We start from the raw sequence: 19,869 nt of genomic DNA, 5'->3' as shown, positions 1-19,869 counted from the left end.
TCCTGTCCTGCTCCCCTCCGATGTTACAGCAGTTGGAGCCGTTCGGCACGCTTTGCGACCCGGTCACCGCTTCACCTCCCAGCTGGTGACGCGCGCGCCCGTCGCCGGGTCCTTGCCGTCCTTCAGCTGAATCCCCTTCGCCGCCAGCTCGTCGCGCAACGCGTCGGCAGCGGCAAAGTCCCTGGCGCCGAGCAATTGCAGACGCTGCTGCACCTTTGCCTCGACCTCCGCATGCAGATCGTCGGAAATCGCGGCGGTTTCGCCAAGATCGACGCCGATCAGCGCGAAAGCGGCCCGGTAGGCGCCCGGATCGAGCTCGCGCGACTTCCGCGCCACGGCAAGCCAGTTGATCAGCCCCGGCGTCGCCAGATCGTCCCTGAGATAGTCGATCGCCGCTTCCGGCACCGCTCCCGGCGTCGCCGACCCGGCATATTCGCGCGCCTTGGCCAGGATGTTCTCGGCTTCCTCAAGCCGCTTGAGGCTGAAATCGATGGGCTCGCGATAATTCGTCATCAGCATGGCGAGGCGCAGCACCTCGCCCGGCCAGCGCCGGCCGCCAAAGGTCTCGGTCGCAAGGAGCTCATGGATGGTGACGAAATTGCCGAGGCTCTTCGACATCTTCTGGCCCTCGACCTGAAGAAACCCATTGTGCATCCACACATTCGCCATGCGCTGCGTGCCGAGGGCGCAGCATGTCTGCGCAATCTCGTTCTCGTGGTGCGGAAAGACCAGATCGATGCCGCCGCCATGGATGTCGAAAACATTCTTCTGCGGATCGTCGCATTGCAGCCCGCCGCCGAAGGGCACGAGCAGCTTTGCCAGCGCCATGGCGGAGCATTCTATATGCCAGCCCGGACGCCCGCGCCCTTCGATGCCGGCCGGCGACGGCCAGCCCGGTTCCTCGTCGCTGGACGGCTTCCACAGGACGAAATCCATCTCGTCGCGCTTGTAGGAGGCCACATCGACGCGGGCCCCGGCGAGAAGGTCCTCCGAGGACCGGCGCGAAAGCAGGCCGTAGCGCGGGCCCCTCGCCGCATTCATGGCGGAGGGCGAGAACAGGACGTGCCCATCCGCCACATAGGCAATGCCGCGCTCGACCAGCCTGTCGATGAGCGCCGTCATCTCGGCGATGTGCTCGGTCGCCCGCGGCTGCTGCGTCGGCGGCAGATTGCCCAGCGCCGCGACATCCGCCTGGAACTGCGCGTCGGTGATCTCCGTCACGCGGCGGATCGCCTCGTTCAGCGGCAGGTCGGGATATTCGCTCGCCGCCCGCGCATTGATCTTGTCGTCGACGTCGGTGATGTTGCGCACATAGGTGACATTGCTTTCGCCATAGAGGTGGCACAGCAGCCGGAACAGCACGTCGAACACGATGACGGGCCGCGCATTGCCGATATGCGCATAGTCATAGACCGTCGGGCCGCAGACATACATGCGCACATTCCTCGCATCGACGGGTTCGAAAACCTCCGTCGAACGGGTCAACGTATTGTAGAGGCTGAGAGGTTGGGACATGGCGCGTTCAAATTCCGTGAGTGACGAAAGGATTGCAGGTCTCTGACCGGCTTATTCGCATCTGGGCTGAAATTTGAGATGAAAACGGCCGGGCCAGCGAAAGCTAGCGAATAATGGTCCGACAGGTAATAATCGTGACAGGCGACGTTTTCATGCGAACCTTATGAAGGAGGCGATGATCGGCGTCAAGTGGAGCGAAACCCGCAAGTGTTGCATTTTTGCCAGGGGTCGCATGGTTAATCCAAATTAACCGGAAAGCCCAAAATCCTCCAGGAAAGTGCCTTGTTTCCGGCCAAATTGAACGGGAATCTTCCAGCCGTGACGAAAAGGGGGAATAGGCCCCGGTTTAGAAGGACCAGACCCATGAAACCTGTACTGCAAAGCACGACGGCGCGGGAAACGGCGCGAGCCGATTATCTCGCCTCTCATTACGGAGCCATCGGACCGGCAGCGGTCCGCGCCGCCATAGCCGCGATGGTCCGCAAGCGCCCGACCCTGAAGCTGGCGTCAATTGTTCAGGAAACGGACTAGCAGGCTCAAGGCGATGCCGGCCATGACGAGGCCGATCAGCACATCAAGGACGCGCCAGGCCGATGGCTTGGCGAAGACGGGCTGCAGCAGGCGGGCGCCGTAGCCGAGCCCGAAGAACCATACGAATGACGACACTGCCGCGCCAAGGCCATAGGCCGCGCGGTTGGCGCCTTCGAAGCGCGCGGACAATCCGCCCAGAAGCACCACCGTATCCAGATAGACATGCGGATTGAGGAAGGTCAGCGCCAGGACGGTGGCGACTGCCGCCTTCAGCGTGCCGCCGCCATTCCTGGCCGCCTGCATGGCTTCCGGGTGCAAGGCGCGGCGGAAGGCGACTGATGCGTACCAGAACAGGAAGATGGCGCCGCCGAGCGTCACCACCGAGATGAGCGTCGGCGATTGCGCGATCAGCGTGCCGAGACCGGCAACGCCGGCGGCGATGAGCACGGCATCGGACAGGGCGCAGATGAGGCAGAGCACGAAGACGTGCTCGCGCAGCAGGCCCTGCCTGAGAATGAAGGCATTCTGCGCGCCAATGGCGATGATCAGCGAAGCGCCGAGCAGAAATCCGGAAAGTGCGGCTGAAAACATTCTATGGATTGTCCTGGTTCGTGGCCGGGCGGCCAGTCAGAAGAGCTTCAATTGATCGTCGTTGGCAGGCGCCTCGCCGCGCGCTGGCTTGCGCGGCTCAGGCAGTATCGCTTCGGCCCGCTCCTGTATGTCGGGGCCGGTATTGGCGACCTTGTTCACCTTGTCCGAAACCGGGATGGCTTCGAAGAAATCCGCCTGTGCCGGCTTCAGAAGGTCGGCGACATGGCGGGGCTCCTGCGTCTTGCAGTCGAGCCAGCGGGCAAAATCCTTCTGTTCGATCACCACGGGCATGCGATTGTGGATCGGCGCCAGCGTCTCGTTGGCGACCGTGGTCAGGATCGCCGCCGTATCCATCTCCGACCCTTCGGCATTGGCCCAGGGCTCGTAAAGCCCGGCAAAGGCGATCATGCCGCCATGCTTCGGCCGGATCCAGTACGCCTGCGACTTGCGCTCGCCGACGCGGCGCCATTCATAGAAGCCGGAAGCGGGGATGAGCGCGCGCCGATGCCGCATCGCCGTCTTGAACGAGGCCTTCTCGATGGCGCCTTCCGACCTTGCATTGATCATCAGTGGATAGTCGGCGGTGTTCTTCACCCAGCCCGGAATGAGACCCCAGCGCACCAGCAGCGCCTTGCGGTCCGGCCTGTTGCTGCCCGGCGGCGGCGTTTCGCCCGAGACCACCAGCAATATCGGCTGCGTCGGCGCGATATTGTAGCGCGGCGGGAAATCCTCGAGGTCCATCAGACCGAGAAAGGCGGCGAGTTCTTCCGGTGCCGCGAGGAGAGCAAAACGTCCGCACATGAATATTGGGCCTTTGGTTGGAATGCGCGATCTTCCGCATTTGCCGCCAATGGTCAAGTGATACAAGCTTGCAAATGGCATGACCAGCCGTTACGCCTTTCGCATGGCCCAAATTCCTCTTTCCGCCACCGTGGACGGCGTTTCCGTGGTCTGCATCCGCGGCAAGGCCTTTCTTCTGGTGGAGCGCAGCCGCGAGCCGTCTAAGGGCTGGCTGGCCTTCCCCGGCGGCAGCCGCGAAGACGGGGAGACGCCGCAGGAGGCGGCGCTGCGCGAATTGCAGGAGGAAACCGGTCTCGTCGCCACCGCCGTGACCTATCTCGACACGGTGACATTCGACCTGTCCACGCCCGAATATCCCGCGCCCCGGCCCTACCGGCTCGCCGTGTTCCGCGCCCATGACCCGATCGGCGAAGCCATTGCCGCCGACGATGCCGCCGCCATCCACTGGCTGACCTTCGAGGAAATGGCCGAGCACCGGGTGACCGAAAGCGTGCTCGACTTCGCCCGCCATCTGGCGGCATCGTTCAAAATTTGAAGTTATTTCGCGGGCTTTGCCTTGAACGTGCCTTGCTTTCGAGCAACATCATGGCTGTGATCGAATACAGGGCCCTTTTGTGCGGAAACAAGCTTCAATTCTACTGTGCCTCGCCCTTGTCGCGGCGGCCAGCCCTTCATCGGCAGTGGAGCCGCTTTACGAAGCGAAGCTTTTGAGGCTGGCGGAAGTATTGGGATCGATCCATTCGCTGCGCAATCTGTGCGGCGAAAGAAGCAGCGAGTGGCGCGACCGGATGGATTCGATCCTCACCGCGGAAAATCCCGATCCCGCCCGCAAGGCCCGGCTGATCGCCAGTTTCAACCGGGGTTATCGCACCTTCAGCGAGAGCTATACGAGCTGCACGAGCCAGGCCATTGCGGCGATTGACCGCTACGAGAGCGAGGGAAGCAGGCTTTCCTCCGAGATCGTATCGAGCTATGGAAATTAACCGGGCTTTAACTGTTGAAGCCGATGGGCCGCATTTTAGTCACAACCTATGATAAAGTTGGTGGGCATTTACATTGGCTTCGGCCAAGGATGGATATTATGAGCATGACCTCGACGGATCTCGACAGGCTGGTAGCCGAAGAGAAGAAACTCGCCGCGATCGAATATCAGAATGAGGTCTGGGCCGACGGGACGCTTGAAGGCATCGAGACCGAGATCATGGCGGAAGCGGCTTTCGTGACCGCGCTTTCCGAACTCATTCGCGATAACGGGGAAGTGTCTGCGCTGACCTTGCTTGATGCGTTGCGCGACCGTATTGCTGCAGGTGAATTTTCGTCGAATCGCATCCTGCAATAGGCTGGTGGTAATCTCTCATGCTTGAAAAGCGCTCTTCCGCCCACACATTCGCCAAGGCGGCACTTCTGGCGATGGGCGTATGCGCCTTCAGCAGTCCGGGCCTGGCAGCGGCGCTCGATCGGCCCGTTCAGCTTGCCCTCAGCGAATTGAAACAGGAAGAACTGCCGGCAAAGCCGGAGAACGGGCAGACCACGCCTGCCCAGCAGGATGGCGCGCCCGCAGAGGCTCCGCAACAGCCGGAAGCACAGCCGACCGAGCCGCAAAAGCCGGCGGAGCCCGCTCCTTCCGAAGCTCCGGCCGAAGCTCCCACAGAAACTCCAGCCCAGGCTCCGGCTCAGGAAACGGCTCCCGCCGCCGAACCGGATGCCGCCGGCAAGCCGACCAATCCGGCCATGCCGAACGCGGCCGAGGGCGCGGAAGTGCCCAAGGTCGAATATGATCTGGGCAAGCTGCCCTTCCCCGTGCGCAAGATGCACGAACTCATTCTCACCGCCGCCAAATCGGGTTCGATCGAAGCCTTGCGGCCGCTGATCGGCTCGGGCGACGACGTGACCATGCTGTCGCTGGCCGACATAGAAGGCGATCCCCTCGCCTACCTGAAGAGCCAGGCCGGCGATCCCGACGGCCAGGAGATACTGGCGATCCTCGTCGACGTGCTGGAGTCTGGCTATGTGCATATCGATGCCGGCACGGCGGACGAGCTCTATGTCTGGCCCTATTTCTTCGCCTATCCGCTGGACAAGCTGGATGCGAAGCAGAAAGTCGAACTTTTCCAGATCGTTACCGCCGGCGATTATGACGAGATGAAGCAGTTCGGCACCTATGTCTTCTACAGGCTCGGCATCACGCCCAAGGGGCGCTGGCGTTTCTTCGTTACCGGCGACTGAGGATTTTTCCGCCTTCGGTGTCACATTCGCATGATCTGCCTCGTCTTGTTCGCGTAACCGAACGAATGGAGGCAGAAATGAAGCCGAGACTGGTTCCCTACAAGTATCACGCAATAGAGCCCATGCTCAGGCTCGAGGAGAGCGTTGCCGCCAATGGCATCGAGACGAGGCTCGCCGAGCTTGTGAAAATCCGTGCCTCGCAGATAAATAGCTGCGCCTATTGCCTCGACATGCACAATCGCGAGGCGCGGGAGAAGGGCGAAAGCGAGCAGCGGCTCTATCTCCTCGCCGGCTGGCGGGAATCGCCGCTCTATACGGATCGCGAGCGCGCGGCGCTGGCCTGGGCGGAGACGCTGACGCTCGTGGCGCAGACCCATGCTCCGGACGAGGAATATGAGGTATTGAAGAGGCATTTCAGCGAGGAGGAGATCGTCAAGCTGACCATGCTCATCGTGACCATCAATGGCTGGAACCGCATCTGCGTCGGCTTCCGCGCCATCCATGCCGTGGAAGGCGACCGTGCCGCAGCCTGACGGCAGTGCGAACTCCTTTGCGCGTCTGCGGCCGCGGCTGACCCGCATTGCCTACCGCATGACCGGGTCGGTCGCGGAGGCCGAGGATATCGTGCAGGAAGGTTTCATTCGCTGGTACCAGGCCGACCGGTCGAAGGTGCGCAACGAAGAGGCCTTCCTCGTGCGCATCATCACCCGGCTCAGCCTCGACCACCTGAAATCGGCGCGGGCAAGGCGCGAATCCTATGTCGGCAACTGGCTGCCGGAGCCGATCATCGCGCCCGAGGCGGAAAGCGCCGAGATGGACGACGACATCACCCTGACGCTGATGCTGGCGCTGGAACGGCTCTCGCCGCTCGAGCGGGCGGCCTTTCTCCTGCACGACGTCTTCGGCCAGGATTTCGGCCAGGTCGCCGAGGCGATCGACCGCGACCCGGCCGCGTGCCGCCAGCTTGCCAGCCGCGCCCGCCAGCATGTGCAGAAGGCAAAACCGCGCTTTCCGGTATCGAGCGAACAAGGCGCCAACATAGCCAGGGCCTTCTTCGCGGCGTCGCGCACCGGCGATACCGCCGGCCTTCGGTCCCTGCTGGCGGACGATGTCGTGCTCTATTCGGATGGCGGCGGCAACCGTGTCGCGACGATCAATCCCGTGGTTACCGTGGCCAATGTCTGCCGCTTCTTCAAAGGAACGGCGCGGCGCGAGAATTTCACCGCGCCGCGGGTGCTTTACGAAGGGCCGATCGACGGGCTGCCCGGTCTGGTGACGATGGAGACCGACGGCATCGCGCAGTCGATGGCCTTCGAGATCGAGCACGGCAGGATCAAATCGATCTATGTCGTGCGCAATCCCCAGAAACTTGCGCATCTGCGATTTGCGCAGGCGCCATCCGGCGGTACAGCTTGATCCTTCGCGATATGCAGGGTGGATCCGCTGATGACCAGGCTTGACATGTATCAGGTCGATGCCTTTACGACCGAGCTCTTCAGCGGCAATCCGGCGGCGGTGCTGGTGCTCGACGATTGGCTCGACGAAGGCACCATGCAGTCCATCGCGGCGGAGAACAATCTGGCCGAGACCGCCTTCGTCAGGCGCGGCCGGGATGGCTGGGACCTGCGCTGGTTCACGCCGGTGCACGAGGTCGATTTCTGCGGCCACGCCACCCTCGCCTCGGCGCATGTGCTTGCCCGCGAACTCGGCATCAAGGGCCCGTATTCGTTCGAAACCCGCGTCGGGACCTTGCGGGTAAGCGAAGGCGACGGCGCCTATCAGCTCGATTTCCCGTCTTTCCCGCCCGAACCGCTGGGGGATGTGGAACTGCCGGAGGGCCTTTCGGCCACGCCGATCGTCGCGGCGTTCCGCAATTTCGAGAATGTGTTCATCGAGATCGAAAGCGAGGCGGCGCTGGCCGAATTCGTTCCCGACCATCAGAAGATACTGCGCCTGCAGCCGCTGAGCCTGGTCGTGACCGCCAGGGGCGACGAACATGATTTCGTTTCGCGCTATTTCGCGCCCCATGCCGGCATACCGGAGGACCCGGTTACCGGCTCGATCCACGCCACCCTGACGCCCTATTGGGCCGGAAGACTGGGCAAGAACAGGCTGTCGGCGTTCCAGCGTTCGCGGCGCGGCGGCAGGCTCGGCTGCGAACTCGCCGGCGACCGCGTTCTCATCACCGGCGCGGCGATAACCTTCATGAAGGCCGAGATCTATCTTCCCTGAAGCGCTTCGGCGAACAGCACCGGTTCGCCCTGCCCCGGCGTCACGATCTCGCCTTCCCACATGATCTTGCGGCCGCGAACGATGGTGCCGACCGGCCAGCCGGTGACGATCCTGCCGTCATAGGGCGTCCATCCGGCCTTCGAGCCGACCTGCGCATTGGTGATGGTCTCGCGCCGCTTCATGTCCACGATGGTCAGGTCGGCGTCATAGCCCACCGCAATGCGGCCCTTGCGCGCCATGCCGAAGAGCCGGTTGGGGCCATGCGAGGTGAGGTCGACGAAGCGCTCGATCGAAAGCCGGCCCTCATTGACATGGTCGAGCATGATCGGCACCAGCGTCTGCACGCCCGTCATGCCCGAGGGAGATGACGGGTACGGCTTCGACTTCTCCTCCAGCGTATGCGGGGCATGGTCCGACCCCAGCACATCGACGATGCCCTGCGAGACGCCTTTCCACACCCCGTCGCGATGGCGCACGTCGCGCACCGGCGGGTTCATCTGGATGAGGTTGCCGAGCGTCGCATATTGGCTCGCTTCGAGCGTCAGATGGTGCGGCGTCGCCTCGCAGCTCGCCACATCCTTGTGATCGGCAAGGAAATCGATCTCCTCGGCCGTCGAAATGTGAAGGACGTGGATGCGCGCCCGGGTCTCCTGCGCGATGCGGACCAGCCGCTGCGTGCATTGCAGCGCTGCGATTTCGTCGCGCCAGACCGGATGCGAGGCAGGATCGCCCGCTACGCGCAGGCCTTCCCGCTCGCGCAGGCGGAACTCGTCCTCCGAATGGAACGCCGCGCGCCGGCGCGTATTCCTCAGGATTGACCGGACGCCCTCGTCGTCCTCGACCAGGAGATTGCCTGTGGACGAGCCCATGAACACCTTGATGCCGGCCGCGCCCGGCAGGCGCTCGAGTTCGGCCACGTCCTGCGCATTTTCCCGCGTGCCGCCCACCCAGAAGGCAAAATCGCAGTGCATGCGATGGCGGGCGCGCTTCACCTTGTCTTCCAGCGTTTCCGCCGAAGTGGTCAGGGGCTTGGTGTTCGGCATTTCGAACACGGAGGTTACGCCGCCAAGTACCGCCGAACGCGAGCCGCTTTCGAGGTCTTCCTTGTGCTCGAGGCCGGGCTCGCGGAAATGAACCTGGCTATCGACCACGCCGGGCAGGATATGGAGACCCGTCGCATCGACGATTTCGGCGGCGGAGGCGGTGCCGAGATTGCCGATGGCGGCGATCCGCCCGTCTCTGATGCCGATATCACGCAGCGCAACGCCATCATGATTGACGACCATCCCGCTTCTGAAAATCGTGTCGAAGGTTTGAGCCATTTGCATCCGGTTCCTTGCGAAGCTGTCCACAGCGGATTACGTAACAGAAGCAGGAAAGGCAAGGGTGATGCTATGCCGACGGTGGATTTGAGCGAAAGAGCTGTGATTGATGTGGATGGCGAGGATGCGGAAAGCTTTCTGCAGAATCTCATCACGACCAACCTCGACGATCTCGCGCCGGACGATCTGAAGCCGGGCGCGCTTCTCAGCCCGCAAGGCAAGATCCTGTTTCAGTTCCTGGTGTCGCGCAAGGCCGGCGGCGGTTTCCGCCTCGATCTGCCGCAGGCGCCGGCGGACGATCTCGTCAAGCGCCTGACGCTTTACAGGCTGCGGGCGAAAGTCGCGATTTCGAAGCAATCCGAAGCACTTGTGCGCATAAGTTTCGGTGATGATTCCGCTGCTTCGCATACAGAATCAACCTATCGCGACCGGCGCTTTGCGGCCGAGCCCGTCTACCGTGCCTATGGCGCGGCCCCGGCTGCGAATTCGGATGAGCGCGAATGGACATTGCTGCGCATCCGCCACGGCGTCGCAGAGGCACCCGCCGATTTCACGCTCGGCGACGCGTTTCCCCATGACATCAATTTCGACCAGATCGAAGGCGTCTCGTTCAGGAAGGGCTGTTTTGTCGGGCAGGAAGTGGTCTCGCGCATGCAGCACCGGGGAACGGCGCGCCGGCGGGTGCTCATCGCCTCGGCCGAACAGTCGTTGCCCGAGGCGGGAACGCCAGTGACCGTCAATGGCCGCGAGATCGGGACGCTCGGCAGCACGGTGGACAATACCGGACTGGCGCTGGTGCGCATCGACCGCGTGAAAGACGCGATGGATGGCGGCGCGGCGATCCTGGCAGGAGATATCGCCATCCGTCTTGCCATTCCGCCCGAACACCGGTTTACTTTTCCGGCTGAAACACAAGAGGCATAGCAGGAACCCATGCTGCGATCGGTGAAGCCGCCAGCAATCTCTGAAAAGCCGGAACTGCGGGCCTGGCAGCGCATGCTGTCGGGGCGGCGGCTGGATCTGCTCGACCCCTCGCCGCTCGATATCGAGATCGAGGACATCGCCCACGGGCTCTCGCGCGTCGCGCGCTGGAACGGCCAGACCATCGGCGAGCACGCCTATTCGGTCGCGCAGCATTCGCTGCTGGTCGAACAGATCTTCGGCTTGATCTTTCCGCGCGCCACGCCGGAGCAACGCCTGTCGACGCTGCTGCACGATGCAGCGGAATATGTCATCGGCGACATGATCTCGCCCTTCAAGGCGGTCGTCGGCGGCGATTACAAGAGCGTCGAGACGCGGCTGCAGCGGGCGATCCATCTGCGCTTCTCGCTTGCGGATGGTACCGGTGACGATCTGCGGCGTTCGATCAAGCGCGCCGACGCCGTTGCCGCCTATTACGAGGCGACGCGGCTTGCGGGGTTCTCCGAGCCGGAAGCCGCCGAGTTCTTCGGGCGGCCGCGCGGCATCGATCCGGACAGGCTCGAACTCATGCCCTTGCCGACGCGCAGCGCCCAGACCCGTTTTCTCGAACGATTCGCCGCGCTCGACCAATTGCGATCGGAGGGATAGACCATGCCGCACATCGTCGTATCCCCTCTTTCCAGGCTCGCGGAGGCGGCGGCGCAGTTCGGCGCCCGCGACATGCTGAGCCTGATCAATGCCGGGACGCCCGTCACCCGTCCGGCTGAAATCGAGGCCGCCCGTCACCTCTTCATCGGCTTCAACGACATAGTCGAGCCGATGGAGGGCATGACCCACCCGACGGTCGAGCACATCAACCAGTTCCTGGAATTCGGCAGGCGGTGGGACCGGCGCGCGCCGCTGCTCATCCATTGCTATGCCGGTATTTCGCGCTCCACCGCCGGCGCCTATATCACCGCCCTTGCGCTCAATCCCGAGCTGGACGAGGTGGAACTGGCACAGACCTTGCGGCGGAATGCGCCTTCCGCCACCCCGAATGGGCGGCTCGTGGCGCTGGCGGACGACATGCTGGGCCGCAAGGGCCGCATGGTCGATGCGATCAAGGCCATCGGCCGCGGCGAAGAAGCCTTCGAGGGCACGCCCTTCATTCTGCCGCTGACGATCCCCCGATGACGACTGCCATCAATGCCGTTGAAATCAATCTCAGCGCCGCCATCGTTGCGGTCGCCAACAATGTGCCGCTGATCCTCACCACCCGCTCCGAAACGACACCTTCGCTGGAAGAACTGCCGTTCGGGCCGTTCAATCCGCTGCAGCACCGGACATTCGAGACCGGACTGCGTGCTTGGGTTGCAGAGCAGACGCCTTTGCAACTTGGATATGTGGAGCAGCTCTATACGTTCGGCGATCGCGGCAGGCACAAGACGGCGGAAGACAGGGATCTCCACGTCGTTTCGGTCGGTTATCTGGCGCTGACCCGGCTGACGGAGAATGATGGCGAGGCGCTGCGCAAGGCCGGGGCGCAATGGCGCAGCTGGTATTCGTTCCTGCCCTGGGAGGACTGGCGCGGCGGAAAGCCGGCGATCATCGACAGCGCCATCCGCCCGGCCCTGCTGGAGTGGGCGCAGCAGAGCGGTGTCCAATCCCGGCTCAGCCGCTTCCGGCTGGCCTTTGGCGACGACAACATCGGCTGGGACGAAGAGCGCGTCCTCGAACGCTATGAATTGCTCTACGAGGCCGGGCTGGTGGCGGAGGCCGTGCGCGATGGCCGGGCGGAACGCGACGCATCGCACTGCGTGGCCGGCATTGCCATGAGCTTCGACCATCGCCGCATCCTGGCGACCGCCATTTCGCGCCTGCGCGCCAAGCTCAAATATCGGCCCGTCGTGTTCGAGCTGATGCCGCCGACATTCACGCTTACCGCCCTGCAGGAGACGGTGGAGGCCATTTCCGGCCGCCACCTGCACAAGCAGAACTTCCGCCGACTGGTCGAAACCACCGAACTCGTGGAGCCGACCGGCGCCGAGCAGACCCAGGCGCGCGGGCGACCGGCAGCGCTTTATCGCTTCCGCCACAATGTCCTCGAGGAGCGCAGCGTGGCGGGCCTGAGGGTCGGCAACAGGTCATGAGGAGGACGTCTTGAGCGAAGGACCGACATCGAAGAACGCCGACGGGATATTCGAGCCGTTCGCCTCCGCCGACGTGCCGCTGGAGCAATGGTCCGAGGGTACGCGCTATGGCAGCAGCTACCGCTATCTGTCCGGCTATGGCGGCGCGACCCATGTCGGCGTCGCACTCGAGGAACTCGCGCCCGGCAAGGAATCGACCCTCAACCATTTCCACATGCTGGAGGAAGAGCAGGCCTTCATTCTGGAAGGCGAGATGACCTTGCGCCTCGGCGACAGAACCTACCGCATGAAGGCGGGCGACCATGTCTGCTTTCCCGCCGGGCAGCAGGCCGGCCATTCCTTCTACAATCACGGCGATGCGCCGTGCCGCTTTCTCATCATCGGCGAGAAGAACCCGAACGAGGTCGTAGTCTATCCCGAAACCGGCCGTGTCGCCGTCCGCCTGCTCGGCGAGGGCTATGCCCGCGCCGCGAAGATGGATTACTGGCAGGGGGCGGATGTTGCGGGCAAGCCGGACATTGCCGACTGAGCGGAGCGCGCCCTGTCCCTCGCCCCTATGACGGCACGATGCGGATGACGTTGCCCCACGGATCGACGAGCTCGCGCTCGCCCGTCGCGCCTGCGGAACTGAATTCCGCCCAGGCAAGGCCCGATCGGTCCGCATCGCGCTTGCCGGCGCCGCGGCTCTGCCAGATATTGGCCGCGACGTGATGGTGATATCCGCCTGACGACATGAAAACGGCCGAAGGTCCGTATTCGGCAACCGTCTGCAGGCCGACTTCCCGGTGCCACCAGTCCTCGGCCTCGCGCGCATTGCCGACCCGCAGGTGAAGATGTCCCACCATGGTGCCGTCCGGCGCGCCGGTCCATTCCTCGCCGGCGCCTTGTTCGGTCATCAGATTGGCGACATCCAGCCGTTCGGTGGCCATGGCAATACGCGGCCCCTCCCAGCGCCAGGCCTCGGGAGCGCGATCGGCATAGATTTCGACGCCATTGCCCTCGGGGTCCGTCAGGTAGATCGCCTCGCTGACGTGATGGTCCGAAGCGCCGGTGATCGGCGTGCGCCTGTCGATGGCGCGCCGCGCCCAGCGCGCAAGGTCGCTACGCCCAGGCAGGAGGAATGCCGTATGATAGAGACCGGCGCTATGCGGATCGTCCGCGCGCACGGCCGAGGCCTGTTCGATCTCCAGCAAGGCCCTGTCGCCGGCGCCGAGAACGATGGAAGCGCCCTTTCTCGCGATCTCGCGCAGGCCAAGCACGTCCGTGTAGTAGCCCGCCAGCGCTTCGGCGTCCTTCGCCTTGATGCCGATCTTCGAGACATGGATCGGTGTCTGTCCCGCAAATGGTATTTCAGTCATTCTGGCCTCCGCACGCCCTGCGACCGTTGCTGCAAGGCCGGCGATCGCCGCCACCAAGCTTCGCCGTGTCAATTGCATGGCCGCATCCTGTTTCCGTTGCCATGGAAGCTCGGTCTTTGTCGGCCCGAATACAAGAGCGCCGGCGGCGACAGCATGTTCACCATTCGTGAACCGGCGCCATGGTTTCGTCCATTGGCCGCCTATGCTCAGCCCTCGCCGCGACAGTTGCGGATCAAGGAAAATCTTCTATGTAGGGTGTATCGGCGGGGTGCAAATGTTAGAATCAGACCACTAGATACGGCGCATGAAAGTCAAAGATACCGATATTCTCATCATTCCGGGCTATACCAATTCCGGGCCGGACCATTGGCAGACCCGCTGGCAGACGCGGCTATCGACAGCACGCCGGGTCGAGCAGGCCGAATGGAGCAAGCCGGTGCGCGAGGATTGGGTGGCCGAAGTCGTCAAGGCCATTGGCGAGGCGACGCGCCCCGTCGTGGTGGTCGCCCATTCGCTCGGCGTGCCCACCTTCATCCATGCCATTCCGGAGATCGGCGACAAGGTGAAGGGTGCGTTCCTCGTCACCCCGCCGGATGTCTCCAATCCGAAGATCAGGCCGAAGCACCTGATGACCTTCGGGCCCTATCCGCGCGATCCGTTCACTTTCCCCTCGATCGTCGTCGCCAGCCGCAACGATCATTATTGCAGCTATGAGGTCGCGGACGACCTTGCCGCCGCCTGGGGCTCGCTGATCGTCGATGCGGGCGAGTCCGGCCACATCAATGCCGAATCGGGGCATGGACCATGGCCGGAGGGCTCCATGGTCTTCGCGCAGTTCCTGTCACGGCTCTGACGGCTCAGGGCTTGTCCAGCCCATCGAGAATACCCTGGACCCCGGCGATCAGATAGGCGGTATCGACCCCAAGCGCGATGTAGCGATAGCCGAGACCGGCGAAACGGTTGGCGATCTGCGCGTTGGCGGCGTAGATGCCGCAAAGCTTGCCGGCATCCCTCGCCTTCTCGGCGATCCGCGTCAAGGGCTCGATGATCGCCTCCGATCCGGCGTCGACCTCGGCGCCATTGCTCCAGGCGATGGAAAAATCCGACGGCCCGACGAAGACGCCGTCTATGCCGTCCGTCGCAAGGATGTCTTCGGTCCGCTCATAGGCTTCCCGCGTCTCGATCATGGCGAATGCCAGCGTTTCATCGTTGACCTGGCGCAGATAGGCGCCGGAACCGCCTTCGCCATAATTGCCGGGACGGCCGCGCAGCTGTCCCCATGAGCGTTCGCCGACCGGCGGATATTTCATCGCCCGCGCGAAGAGCCGGGCATCGGCGACGTTGTTGATCATTGGCGCGACGACGGCCTCGACGCCGAAATCGAGCGCGCGGCTGGCAAGGTCGAAACGCCCGACCGGAACCCTCACCGCCGCATGCTTGCCGGCCGCGCGCATGATCCCGGTCAGGGCGACGATGCTGGCCGTATCATGCGCACCGTGCTGCATGTCCAACAGCGTCGTCTGCAGCGGCGTGCGGCACAGGGCCTCCATCGCCAGAGGATCGGTCAGGCTCGACCAGCCCGAATAAAGGGTTTCACCGCCCCTGAGGCGCTTGGCTAATGACATGATTTTTCGACTCTCCCTATGCAGAACGGCATATTGCGAAAGGCGGCAAGCGGCGGTCAAGGGCCTGAAGGTCGCGGTCGGCCATAAAAAAAAGCCGCCTTGCGGCGGCCGAGGCTGCTGGACAGCCCGTGTCGACAATGTGGACCCGGCGAACCGGCTTCTCGCCGGCCGGCCGGGTCCTCGAATTCTACGATGCGCTTTCGACCTGGCGGATGGCCTCGATCATCAGTTCTTCCATGGTGCGGCGAATGCGATGATCCGACTGGTCTATGCCGGCAGCATCGAAATCCGCCCGGATCTTGCGGAAAACATCCTCATCACCGGCCTCATGGAAATCGGCAACAATGACTTCCTTTGCGTAGGCTTCGGCCTCTTCCCCGGTCTTGCCGAGCTTTTCAGCCGCCCACAATCCGAGTAGCTTGTTGCGCCGCGCCTCAGCCCGGAACCGGACTTCCGCGTCATGCGCGTACTTGTTCTCGGCAGCGTTCTTGCGATCTTCCATGGTCATATGTATTGCTCCCGCAATTGATTGGGTCATCCTCTGTATATCCGGTCTTACGGCATTTTTCAGGCCTGACCAGATACAAAATCCATTCCGACACCCCATATAAACAAAACGTGCAAAACCGAAAGCCTCAATCGGGAAGCTGCAATCTGCATTTCGCCGGGCGCTGGAGGCACGTGGCAGTTCGACAAAACAGGGGAGCCATGCAATGCATCATTGTGAAATGCCCCATTTTGCTATAGTTAGCGCCCCAAACATGACTGCCCCCATACGGGCGGGCCGATAACTCCAATACAGAGATTTTAAATGAATCGTCGCCGCCGTGTCTACGAAGGCAAAGCAAAAATCCTTTATGAAGGTCCTGAGCCCGGCACCCTCGTCCAGCATTTCAAAGATGAAACGACTGTGCTGCACCCCAAGAAGAGCGAGGTGATCGACGGCAAGGGTGTCCTGAACAACCGGATTTCCGAGTATATATTCGCCCAGCTCAACCGCATGGGCATCCCGACGCATTTCATCCGCCGCCTCAACATGCGCGAGCAGCTGATCAAGGAAGTGGAAATCATCCCGCTTCAGGTCGTGGTGCGCAATGTGGCCGCGGGCTCGCTGGCAAAGCGCCTCGGCATCGAGGAAGGGACCGTTCTTCCGCGCTCGATCATCGAGTTCTACTACAAGAATGACGAGCTCGACGACCCGATGGTCTCCGAGGAGCACATCACGGCGTTCGGCTGGGCCGCGCCGCAGGAGATCGACGACATCATGGCGCTCGCCATCCGTATCAACGACTTCCTCAGCGGTCTGTTTCTCGGCGTCGGCATCCAGCTCATCGATTTCAAGATCGAATGTGGCAGGCTCTATGAGGGCGACCTCATGCGCATCGTGCTCGCGGACGAGTTCACGCCCGATTCCGCCCGGCTCTGGGACAGCCAGACGGCGGAGAAGCTGGACAAGGACCGGTTCCGCCGCGACATGGGCGGGTTGATCGAGGCCTATCAGGAAGTTGCGCGGCGCCTCGGAATCATGAACGAGAATGAGCAGAACCGCCCGGCGGGGCCCGTTCTGGTAAAATGACAGCGGATCTTTCCCAGGAGAAGAATAGAGCGATGAAGGCACGTGTTACGGTTACCTTGAAAAATGGTGTTCTTGACCCGCAGGGCAAGGCCATTGTCGGCGCATTGGGCAGCCTCGGCTTCGAGGGGGTCAACTCGGTGCGCCAGGGCAAGGTTTTCGATATCGAGATCGACGGGAGCGACCGCGCCAGCGCGGAGGAAAACCTCAAGGTCATGTGCGAGAAGCTGCTCGCCAATACCGTGATCGAGAATTACAGTATCGCCATCGATTGATCAGCACAGCAAGGATGGAATTGCTTCCATGAAATCAGCAGTCGTTCTTCTCCCCGGCCTCAATCGCGACCGCGACATGATTGCGGCCCTGACAAAGATTTCCGGCGTGGCACCGCAGACGGTGTGGCAGACCGACACGGAAATTCCCGATGTCGATCTCATCGTCATTCCCGGCGGCTTCTCCTACGGCGATTATCTGCGTTGCGGTGCAATCGCAGCGCGCATGCCGGTCATGCAGGCGATCCGCGACAAGGCGGACAAGGGCGTGATGGTCATGGGCGTATGCAACGGGTTCCAGATCCTGGTGGAAGCCGGCCTGCTGCCTGGCGCGCTGATGCGCAATTCCTCGCTGAAATTCGTCTGCAGGAAGGTGAAGCTCGAGGTGACCAACGCCAATACGCCGTTCACCCGCGGCTATTCCCACGGCCAGATCATCGATTGCCCGGTGGCGCATCACGACGGCAATTACTTCGCCGATGAAGAGACGCTGGCGCGTCTCGAGGGCGAAGGCCAGATCACCTTCCGCTATGCGCAGGGCACCAATCCGAACGGCTCGATCAACGACATTGCCGGTATCATCAACAGCAAGGGCAATGTCCTCGGCATGATGCCGCATCCGGAAAACCTGATCGAGAGCGCCCATGGCGGCGATGATGGCCGGGCGCTGTTTGCCGGCGTGCTGGGCGTCGCCGCCTGATTCGACAAGGCGCGCCGGTCTGGCGCGACCTTTCTTGATCTCTTGCAGCATTCCTATAGGCTCGATGCAGCGGCTCCACGCAAAGAGAGCCGCTTCTCAAGGAGGAATGCAATGAAACTCTACTCCCGCCCCCTCTCGCCCTATTCCTCAGTCATTCGTTGTATCGCCTATTACAAGAATGCGCCGGTGAAGGTGGTGGCGCCGCCCGCCGGCAATCCCATACCGGAAGAGTTTCGCGCCGTTTCTCCGTTCAAGCGCATTCCAGTCCTCGTCACGGGCTCCGGCCTGACCATCATCGAAGCGCCGGTGATCGCGGAATATCTGGAAGAGCATTTTCCCGAACCGGCAATCCTGCCCGCCGACTCGCGCGACCGCGCCGTCGTCCGCATGGTGGCGCGCATCGCCGAACAGGAGGTGCTGGTTCCGGTCATGCAGCTGTTCGAACTGCTCTATTTCAAGTCCAGCGACGCCAAGCAGATTTCGGCGCTTTACGAGAGAATGGAGCGCGGCCTGGCCGAGCTCGAGGATCGTATCGGCCACGGCGTCTTCGCCCATGGCGATCAGTTGACGCTCGCCGATGCCTGGCTGACGCCGATCCGCTTCGTATTCAACAATTTCCGCCAGCTTTCCGGCCGTTCCGACCTTCTGGAGCCCTATCCGAATTTCGATGCCTATGAGCAACGAATTCTTCAGGACCCGGTGCTATCGGTGGTCTGGTACGAGATGACGGATGGATTGAAGGTCTTCATGAAGCCCCTCGAGTCCGCCTGATCTTCCAGACCATCCATTTGACCGCACGGCGGCGCCACCGGAGAGCATGCAATGAGAATGTCGCATATGGTGGCGATCGCCACCGTTCTGATCACCACCGGCGCGCTCTCCGCCTGCCAGTCCGCCAGCAAACCCGGTCCCGGCAGCCTCGCCTTCTCCTCCAGCAAGGCGGCGCTGCCGACGATGGAACGCGTGGCGCTCGCCGCCAATAGCTGCTGGTTCAAGGCGAATGATTCGAGCTTCCGCGCCTATCGTCTCGCACCCGAGCTCAATTCCTATTCAGGCCGGCCGCGCATCCTCGTCGTGCCGGGCAACAATCCCGGCGGTCGCCCGCTGCTCGTCGTTCACGCGGAAGGCAATCCGGCGAAGGTCGAGGCCTTCGGTCCGCTGATGCATGCCTCGGTCGGCAGCCGTATCGGCGCGGATGTCAAGCGCTGGGCCGATGGCGATTCTTCCTGCTCCGCCAAGGGCTAAGCCACGTTTTCTCACAGACCGTAGACATTGGCGTCGGTCGGAAAGACGCGCGAGCGCACATCATCCGCATAGGCCTTGATCGCGTCATCGGTGGCAGCACCGACAGCGCCATAGACCTTGACGAATTTCGGCGGCCTCGGATTGTAGCCGAGCATATCCTCCATGACGAGAATCTGGCCGTCGCACTGGCGCGAACCGCCGATGCCGATGGTCGGAATGGCGATCTCGCGCGAAATCTCGGCCGCCAATGGTTCGACGATACCTTCGAGGACGACCGCGAAGGCCCCGGCCTGGCTGACCGCCTCCGCATCCGCCTTGATCCGTGGCCAGAGCGCCTGGTCGCGGCCTTGCGTCTTGAAACCGCCCAGTGTGTTGATGGATTGCGGCGTCAGCCCCACATGCGCCATGACGGGAATGCCGCGCCCGGTCAGAAAGGCGATGGTGGCCGCCATCAAGGCGCCACCCTCGAGCTTCACCGCCCCGCACCCCGTCTCCTGCATGATGCGGGCGGCGTTTTCGAATGCGGTCTGCGGGCTCGATTCGTAGGAGCCGAACGGCATGTCCACCACGATCAGCGCCTGCGACGTGCTGCGCACCACCGCCTTGCCATGTATGATCATCATGTCGAGCGTGACGCCGAGCGTCGATTCCATCGCGTAGAGCACCATGCCGAGACTGTCGCCGACGAGCAGCAGATCCGCATGGGGATCGGCGATCCGCGCCGTGGTGGCATGATAGGCGGTGAGCGCCACGATCGGCTCTGCGCCTTTTCGGCCGCGGATATCAGGCGCGGTGACGCGCCTGGTCACGATTTGCTTGCTCATGTTT

At 62.8% G+C, this 19,869-nt stretch carries 27 protein-coding genes; 19 read left to right on the top strand and 8 right to left on the bottom strand.

The window, feature by feature from the left end:
• Positions 1–63: 63 nt before the first annotated feature.
• Complete coding sequence (gene cysS, locus OSJ75_RS15545) at positions 64–1,515, bottom strand: cysteine--tRNA ligase (protein WP_267228669.1); 1,452 nt, start codon at positions 1,513–1,515, stop codon at positions 64–66.
• Between the two features lie 363 nt (positions 1,516–1,878).
• Here cysS and OSJ75_RS15540 point away from each other — a divergent pair, with 363 nt between their 5' ends.
• Positions 1,879–2,046, top strand: coding sequence for a hypothetical protein (locus OSJ75_RS15540; protein WP_250014465.1), 168 nt, complete (start codon positions 1,879–1,881; stop codon positions 2,044–2,046).
• Here OSJ75_RS15540 and OSJ75_RS15535 read toward each other — a convergent pair.
• A complete protein-coding gene (locus OSJ75_RS15535; protein ID WP_267228668.1) occupies positions 2,023–2,637 on the bottom strand; it encodes a LysE/ArgO family amino acid transporter in 615 nt (204 codons plus the stop codon). The two genes, OSJ75_RS15540 and OSJ75_RS15535, sit on opposite strands and share 24 nt — an antisense overlap.
• A gap of 36 nt (positions 2,638–2,673) precedes the next feature.
• Positions 2,674–3,438 carry an SOS response-associated peptidase gene (locus OSJ75_RS15530; protein WP_267228667.1) on the bottom strand — a complete coding sequence of 255 codons (765 nt, stop codon included), beginning with the start codon at positions 3,436–3,438 and terminating at the stop codon, positions 2,674–2,676.
• Positions 3,439–3,517: 79 nt separating this feature from the next.
• Here OSJ75_RS15530 and OSJ75_RS15525 point away from each other — a divergent pair, with 79 nt between their 5' ends.
• From OSJ75_RS15525 to OSJ75_RS15495, 7 genes are all read left to right on the top strand, one after another.
• The gene (locus tag OSJ75_RS15525) at positions 3,518–3,973 is read left to right on the top strand and encodes an NUDIX hydrolase (RefSeq protein WP_267228666.1); all 456 of its coding nucleotides are present in this window, start codon (positions 3,518–3,520) and stop codon (positions 3,971–3,973) included.
• A gap of 79 nt (positions 3,974–4,052) precedes the next feature.
• Positions 4,053–4,421 (top strand): TIGR02301 family protein, encoded by a 369-nt coding sequence (locus OSJ75_RS15520; RefSeq protein ID WP_416362573.1) that lies wholly within the window; start codon positions 4,053–4,055, stop codon positions 4,419–4,421.
• A gap of 98 nt (positions 4,422–4,519) precedes the next feature.
• Positions 4,520–4,777 carry a hypothetical protein gene (locus OSJ75_RS15515; RefSeq protein WP_250014474.1) on the top strand — a complete coding sequence of 86 codons (258 nt, stop codon included), beginning with the start codon at positions 4,520–4,522 and terminating at the stop codon, positions 4,775–4,777.
• Positions 4,778–4,794: 17 nt separating this feature from the next.
• A complete protein-coding gene (locus OSJ75_RS15510) occupies positions 4,795–5,664 on the top strand; it encodes a hypothetical protein (RefSeq protein WP_267228665.1) in 870 nt (289 codons plus the stop codon).
• Positions 5,665–5,741: 77 nt separating this feature from the next.
• Positions 5,742–6,197, top strand: a complete 456-nt coding sequence (locus tag OSJ75_RS15505) for a carboxymuconolactone decarboxylase family protein (protein ID WP_267228664.1) — start codon at positions 5,742–5,744, stop codon at positions 6,195–6,197.
• Positions 6,166–7,080, top strand: coding sequence for a sigma-70 family RNA polymerase sigma factor (locus OSJ75_RS15500; RefSeq protein ID WP_416362577.1), 915 nt, complete (start codon positions 6,166–6,168; stop codon positions 7,078–7,080). Before OSJ75_RS15505 ends, OSJ75_RS15500 begins: the two co-directional genes overlap by 32 nt.
• A 30-nt stretch (positions 7,081–7,110) precedes the next feature.
• Positions 7,111–7,896: a PhzF family phenazine biosynthesis protein gene (locus tag OSJ75_RS15495; protein WP_267228662.1), complete on the top strand. Its 786-nt coding sequence runs from the start codon at positions 7,111–7,113 to the stop codon at positions 7,894–7,896.
• On the opposite strand, the gene OSJ75_RS15490 is transcribed toward OSJ75_RS15495, so the two are convergent.
• The gene (locus OSJ75_RS15490) at positions 7,884–9,218 is read right to left on the bottom strand and encodes a dihydroorotase (protein ID WP_267228661.1); all 1,335 of its coding nucleotides are present in this window, start codon (positions 9,216–9,218) and stop codon (positions 7,884–7,886) included. The genes OSJ75_RS15495 and OSJ75_RS15490 overlap by 13 nt on opposite strands.
• A gap of 72 nt (positions 9,219–9,290) precedes the next feature.
• Between OSJ75_RS15490 and OSJ75_RS15485 the strand changes: the two genes are divergently transcribed.
• From OSJ75_RS15485 to OSJ75_RS15465, 5 genes are read left to right on the top strand one after another with little or no spacing between them, the layout of a single operon-like run.
• Entirely contained in the window at positions 9,291–10,142 is an 852-nt protein-coding gene (locus OSJ75_RS15485; protein ID WP_267228660.1) for a YgfZ/GcvT domain-containing protein, read from the top strand.
• A 9-nt stretch (positions 10,143–10,151) separates the two neighbouring features.
• Entirely contained in the window at positions 10,152–10,787 is a 636-nt protein-coding gene (locus OSJ75_RS15480; protein WP_267228659.1) for an HD family hydrolase, read from the top strand.
• A gap of 3 nt (positions 10,788–10,790) precedes the next feature.
• Positions 10,791–11,312 (top strand): tyrosine phosphatase family protein, encoded by a 522-nt coding sequence (locus tag OSJ75_RS15475; RefSeq protein WP_267228658.1) that lies wholly within the window; start codon positions 10,791–10,793, stop codon positions 11,310–11,312.
• Positions 11,309–12,268 carry an NUDIX hydrolase gene (locus tag OSJ75_RS15470; protein ID WP_267228657.1) on the top strand — a complete coding sequence of 320 codons (960 nt, stop codon included), beginning with the start codon at positions 11,309–11,311 and terminating at the stop codon, positions 12,266–12,268. Before OSJ75_RS15475 ends, OSJ75_RS15470 begins: the two co-directional genes overlap by 4 nt.
• A 10-nt stretch (positions 12,269–12,278) precedes the next feature.
• The gene (locus OSJ75_RS15465) at positions 12,279–12,797 is read left to right on the top strand and encodes a cupin domain-containing protein (protein WP_250014486.1); all 519 of its coding nucleotides are present in this window, start codon (positions 12,279–12,281) and stop codon (positions 12,795–12,797) included.
• Between the two features lie 25 nt (positions 12,798–12,822).
• Here OSJ75_RS15465 and OSJ75_RS15460 read toward each other — a convergent pair whose 3' ends face one another.
• The gene (locus OSJ75_RS15460) at positions 12,823–13,704 is read right to left on the bottom strand and encodes a VOC family protein (RefSeq protein WP_416362572.1); all 882 of its coding nucleotides are present in this window, start codon (positions 13,702–13,704) and stop codon (positions 12,823–12,825) included.
• Between the two features lie 226 nt (positions 13,705–13,930).
• Here OSJ75_RS15460 and OSJ75_RS15455 point away from each other — a divergent pair, with 226 nt between their 5' ends.
• Positions 13,931–14,479, top strand: a complete 549-nt coding sequence (locus OSJ75_RS15455; RefSeq protein WP_250014488.1) for an RBBP9/YdeN family alpha/beta hydrolase — start codon at positions 13,931–13,933, stop codon at positions 14,477–14,479.
• Between the two features lie 4 nt (positions 14,480–14,483).
• Here OSJ75_RS15455 and OSJ75_RS15450 read toward each other — a convergent pair whose 3' ends face one another.
• Positions 14,484–15,251: an HpcH/HpaI aldolase family protein gene (locus OSJ75_RS15450; protein ID WP_250014489.1), complete on the bottom strand. Its 768-nt coding sequence runs from the start codon at positions 15,249–15,251 to the stop codon at positions 14,484–14,486.
• A 187-nt stretch (positions 15,252–15,438) separates the two neighbouring features.
• Positions 15,439–15,759 carry a DUF1476 domain-containing protein gene (locus tag OSJ75_RS15445; RefSeq protein ID WP_250014490.1) on the bottom strand — a complete coding sequence of 107 codons (321 nt, stop codon included), beginning with the start codon at positions 15,757–15,759 and terminating at the stop codon, positions 15,439–15,441.
• 303 nt (positions 15,760–16,062) lie between these two features.
• On the opposite strand from OSJ75_RS15445, the gene purC reads away from it, so the two are divergent.
• The 5 genes from purC (at position 16,063) to OSJ75_RS15420 (ending at position 19,041) form a co-directional block, all read left to right on the top strand.
• Positions 16,063–16,827 carry a phosphoribosylaminoimidazolesuccinocarboxamide synthase gene (gene purC / locus OSJ75_RS15440; protein ID WP_250014491.1) on the top strand — a complete coding sequence of 255 codons (765 nt, stop codon included), beginning with the start codon at positions 16,063–16,065 and terminating at the stop codon, positions 16,825–16,827.
• Positions 16,828–16,859: 32 nt separating this feature from the next.
• On the top strand, positions 16,860–17,099 hold the full coding sequence (gene purS / locus OSJ75_RS15435; protein WP_267228656.1) for a phosphoribosylformylglycinamidine synthase subunit PurS: 240 nt from the start codon (positions 16,860–16,862) through the stop codon (positions 17,097–17,099).
• Between the two features lie 28 nt (positions 17,100–17,127).
• A complete protein-coding gene (gene purQ / locus OSJ75_RS15430; RefSeq protein WP_250014495.1) occupies positions 17,128–17,796 on the top strand; it encodes a phosphoribosylformylglycinamidine synthase subunit PurQ in 669 nt (222 codons plus the stop codon).
• 111 nt (positions 17,797–17,907) lie between these two features.
• The gene (locus OSJ75_RS15425; protein WP_267228655.1) at positions 17,908–18,567 is read left to right on the top strand and encodes a glutathione S-transferase family protein; all 660 of its coding nucleotides are present in this window, start codon (positions 17,908–17,910) and stop codon (positions 18,565–18,567) included.
• Between the two features lie 57 nt (positions 18,568–18,624).
• Positions 18,625–19,041, top strand: a complete 417-nt coding sequence (locus OSJ75_RS15420; protein WP_267228782.1) for a hypothetical protein — start codon at positions 18,625–18,627, stop codon at positions 19,039–19,041.
• 11 nt (positions 19,042–19,052) lie between these two features.
• On the opposite strand, the gene panB is transcribed toward OSJ75_RS15420, so the two are convergent.
• Positions 19,053–19,865 (bottom strand): 3-methyl-2-oxobutanoate hydroxymethyltransferase, encoded by an 813-nt coding sequence (gene panB / locus OSJ75_RS15415; protein ID WP_267228654.1) that lies wholly within the window; start codon positions 19,863–19,865, stop codon positions 19,053–19,055.
• Positions 19,866–19,869: the final 4 nt, after the last annotated feature.

The sequence above is a fragment of the Phyllobacterium sp. 0TCS1.6A genome (assembly GCF_026420825.1).
In the GTDB taxonomy this organism is placed as follows: Bacteria; Pseudomonadota; Alphaproteobacteria; order Rhizobiales; family Rhizobiaceae; genus Phyllobacterium.
This window is presented reverse-complemented; position numbering and strand designations above follow the sequence as displayed.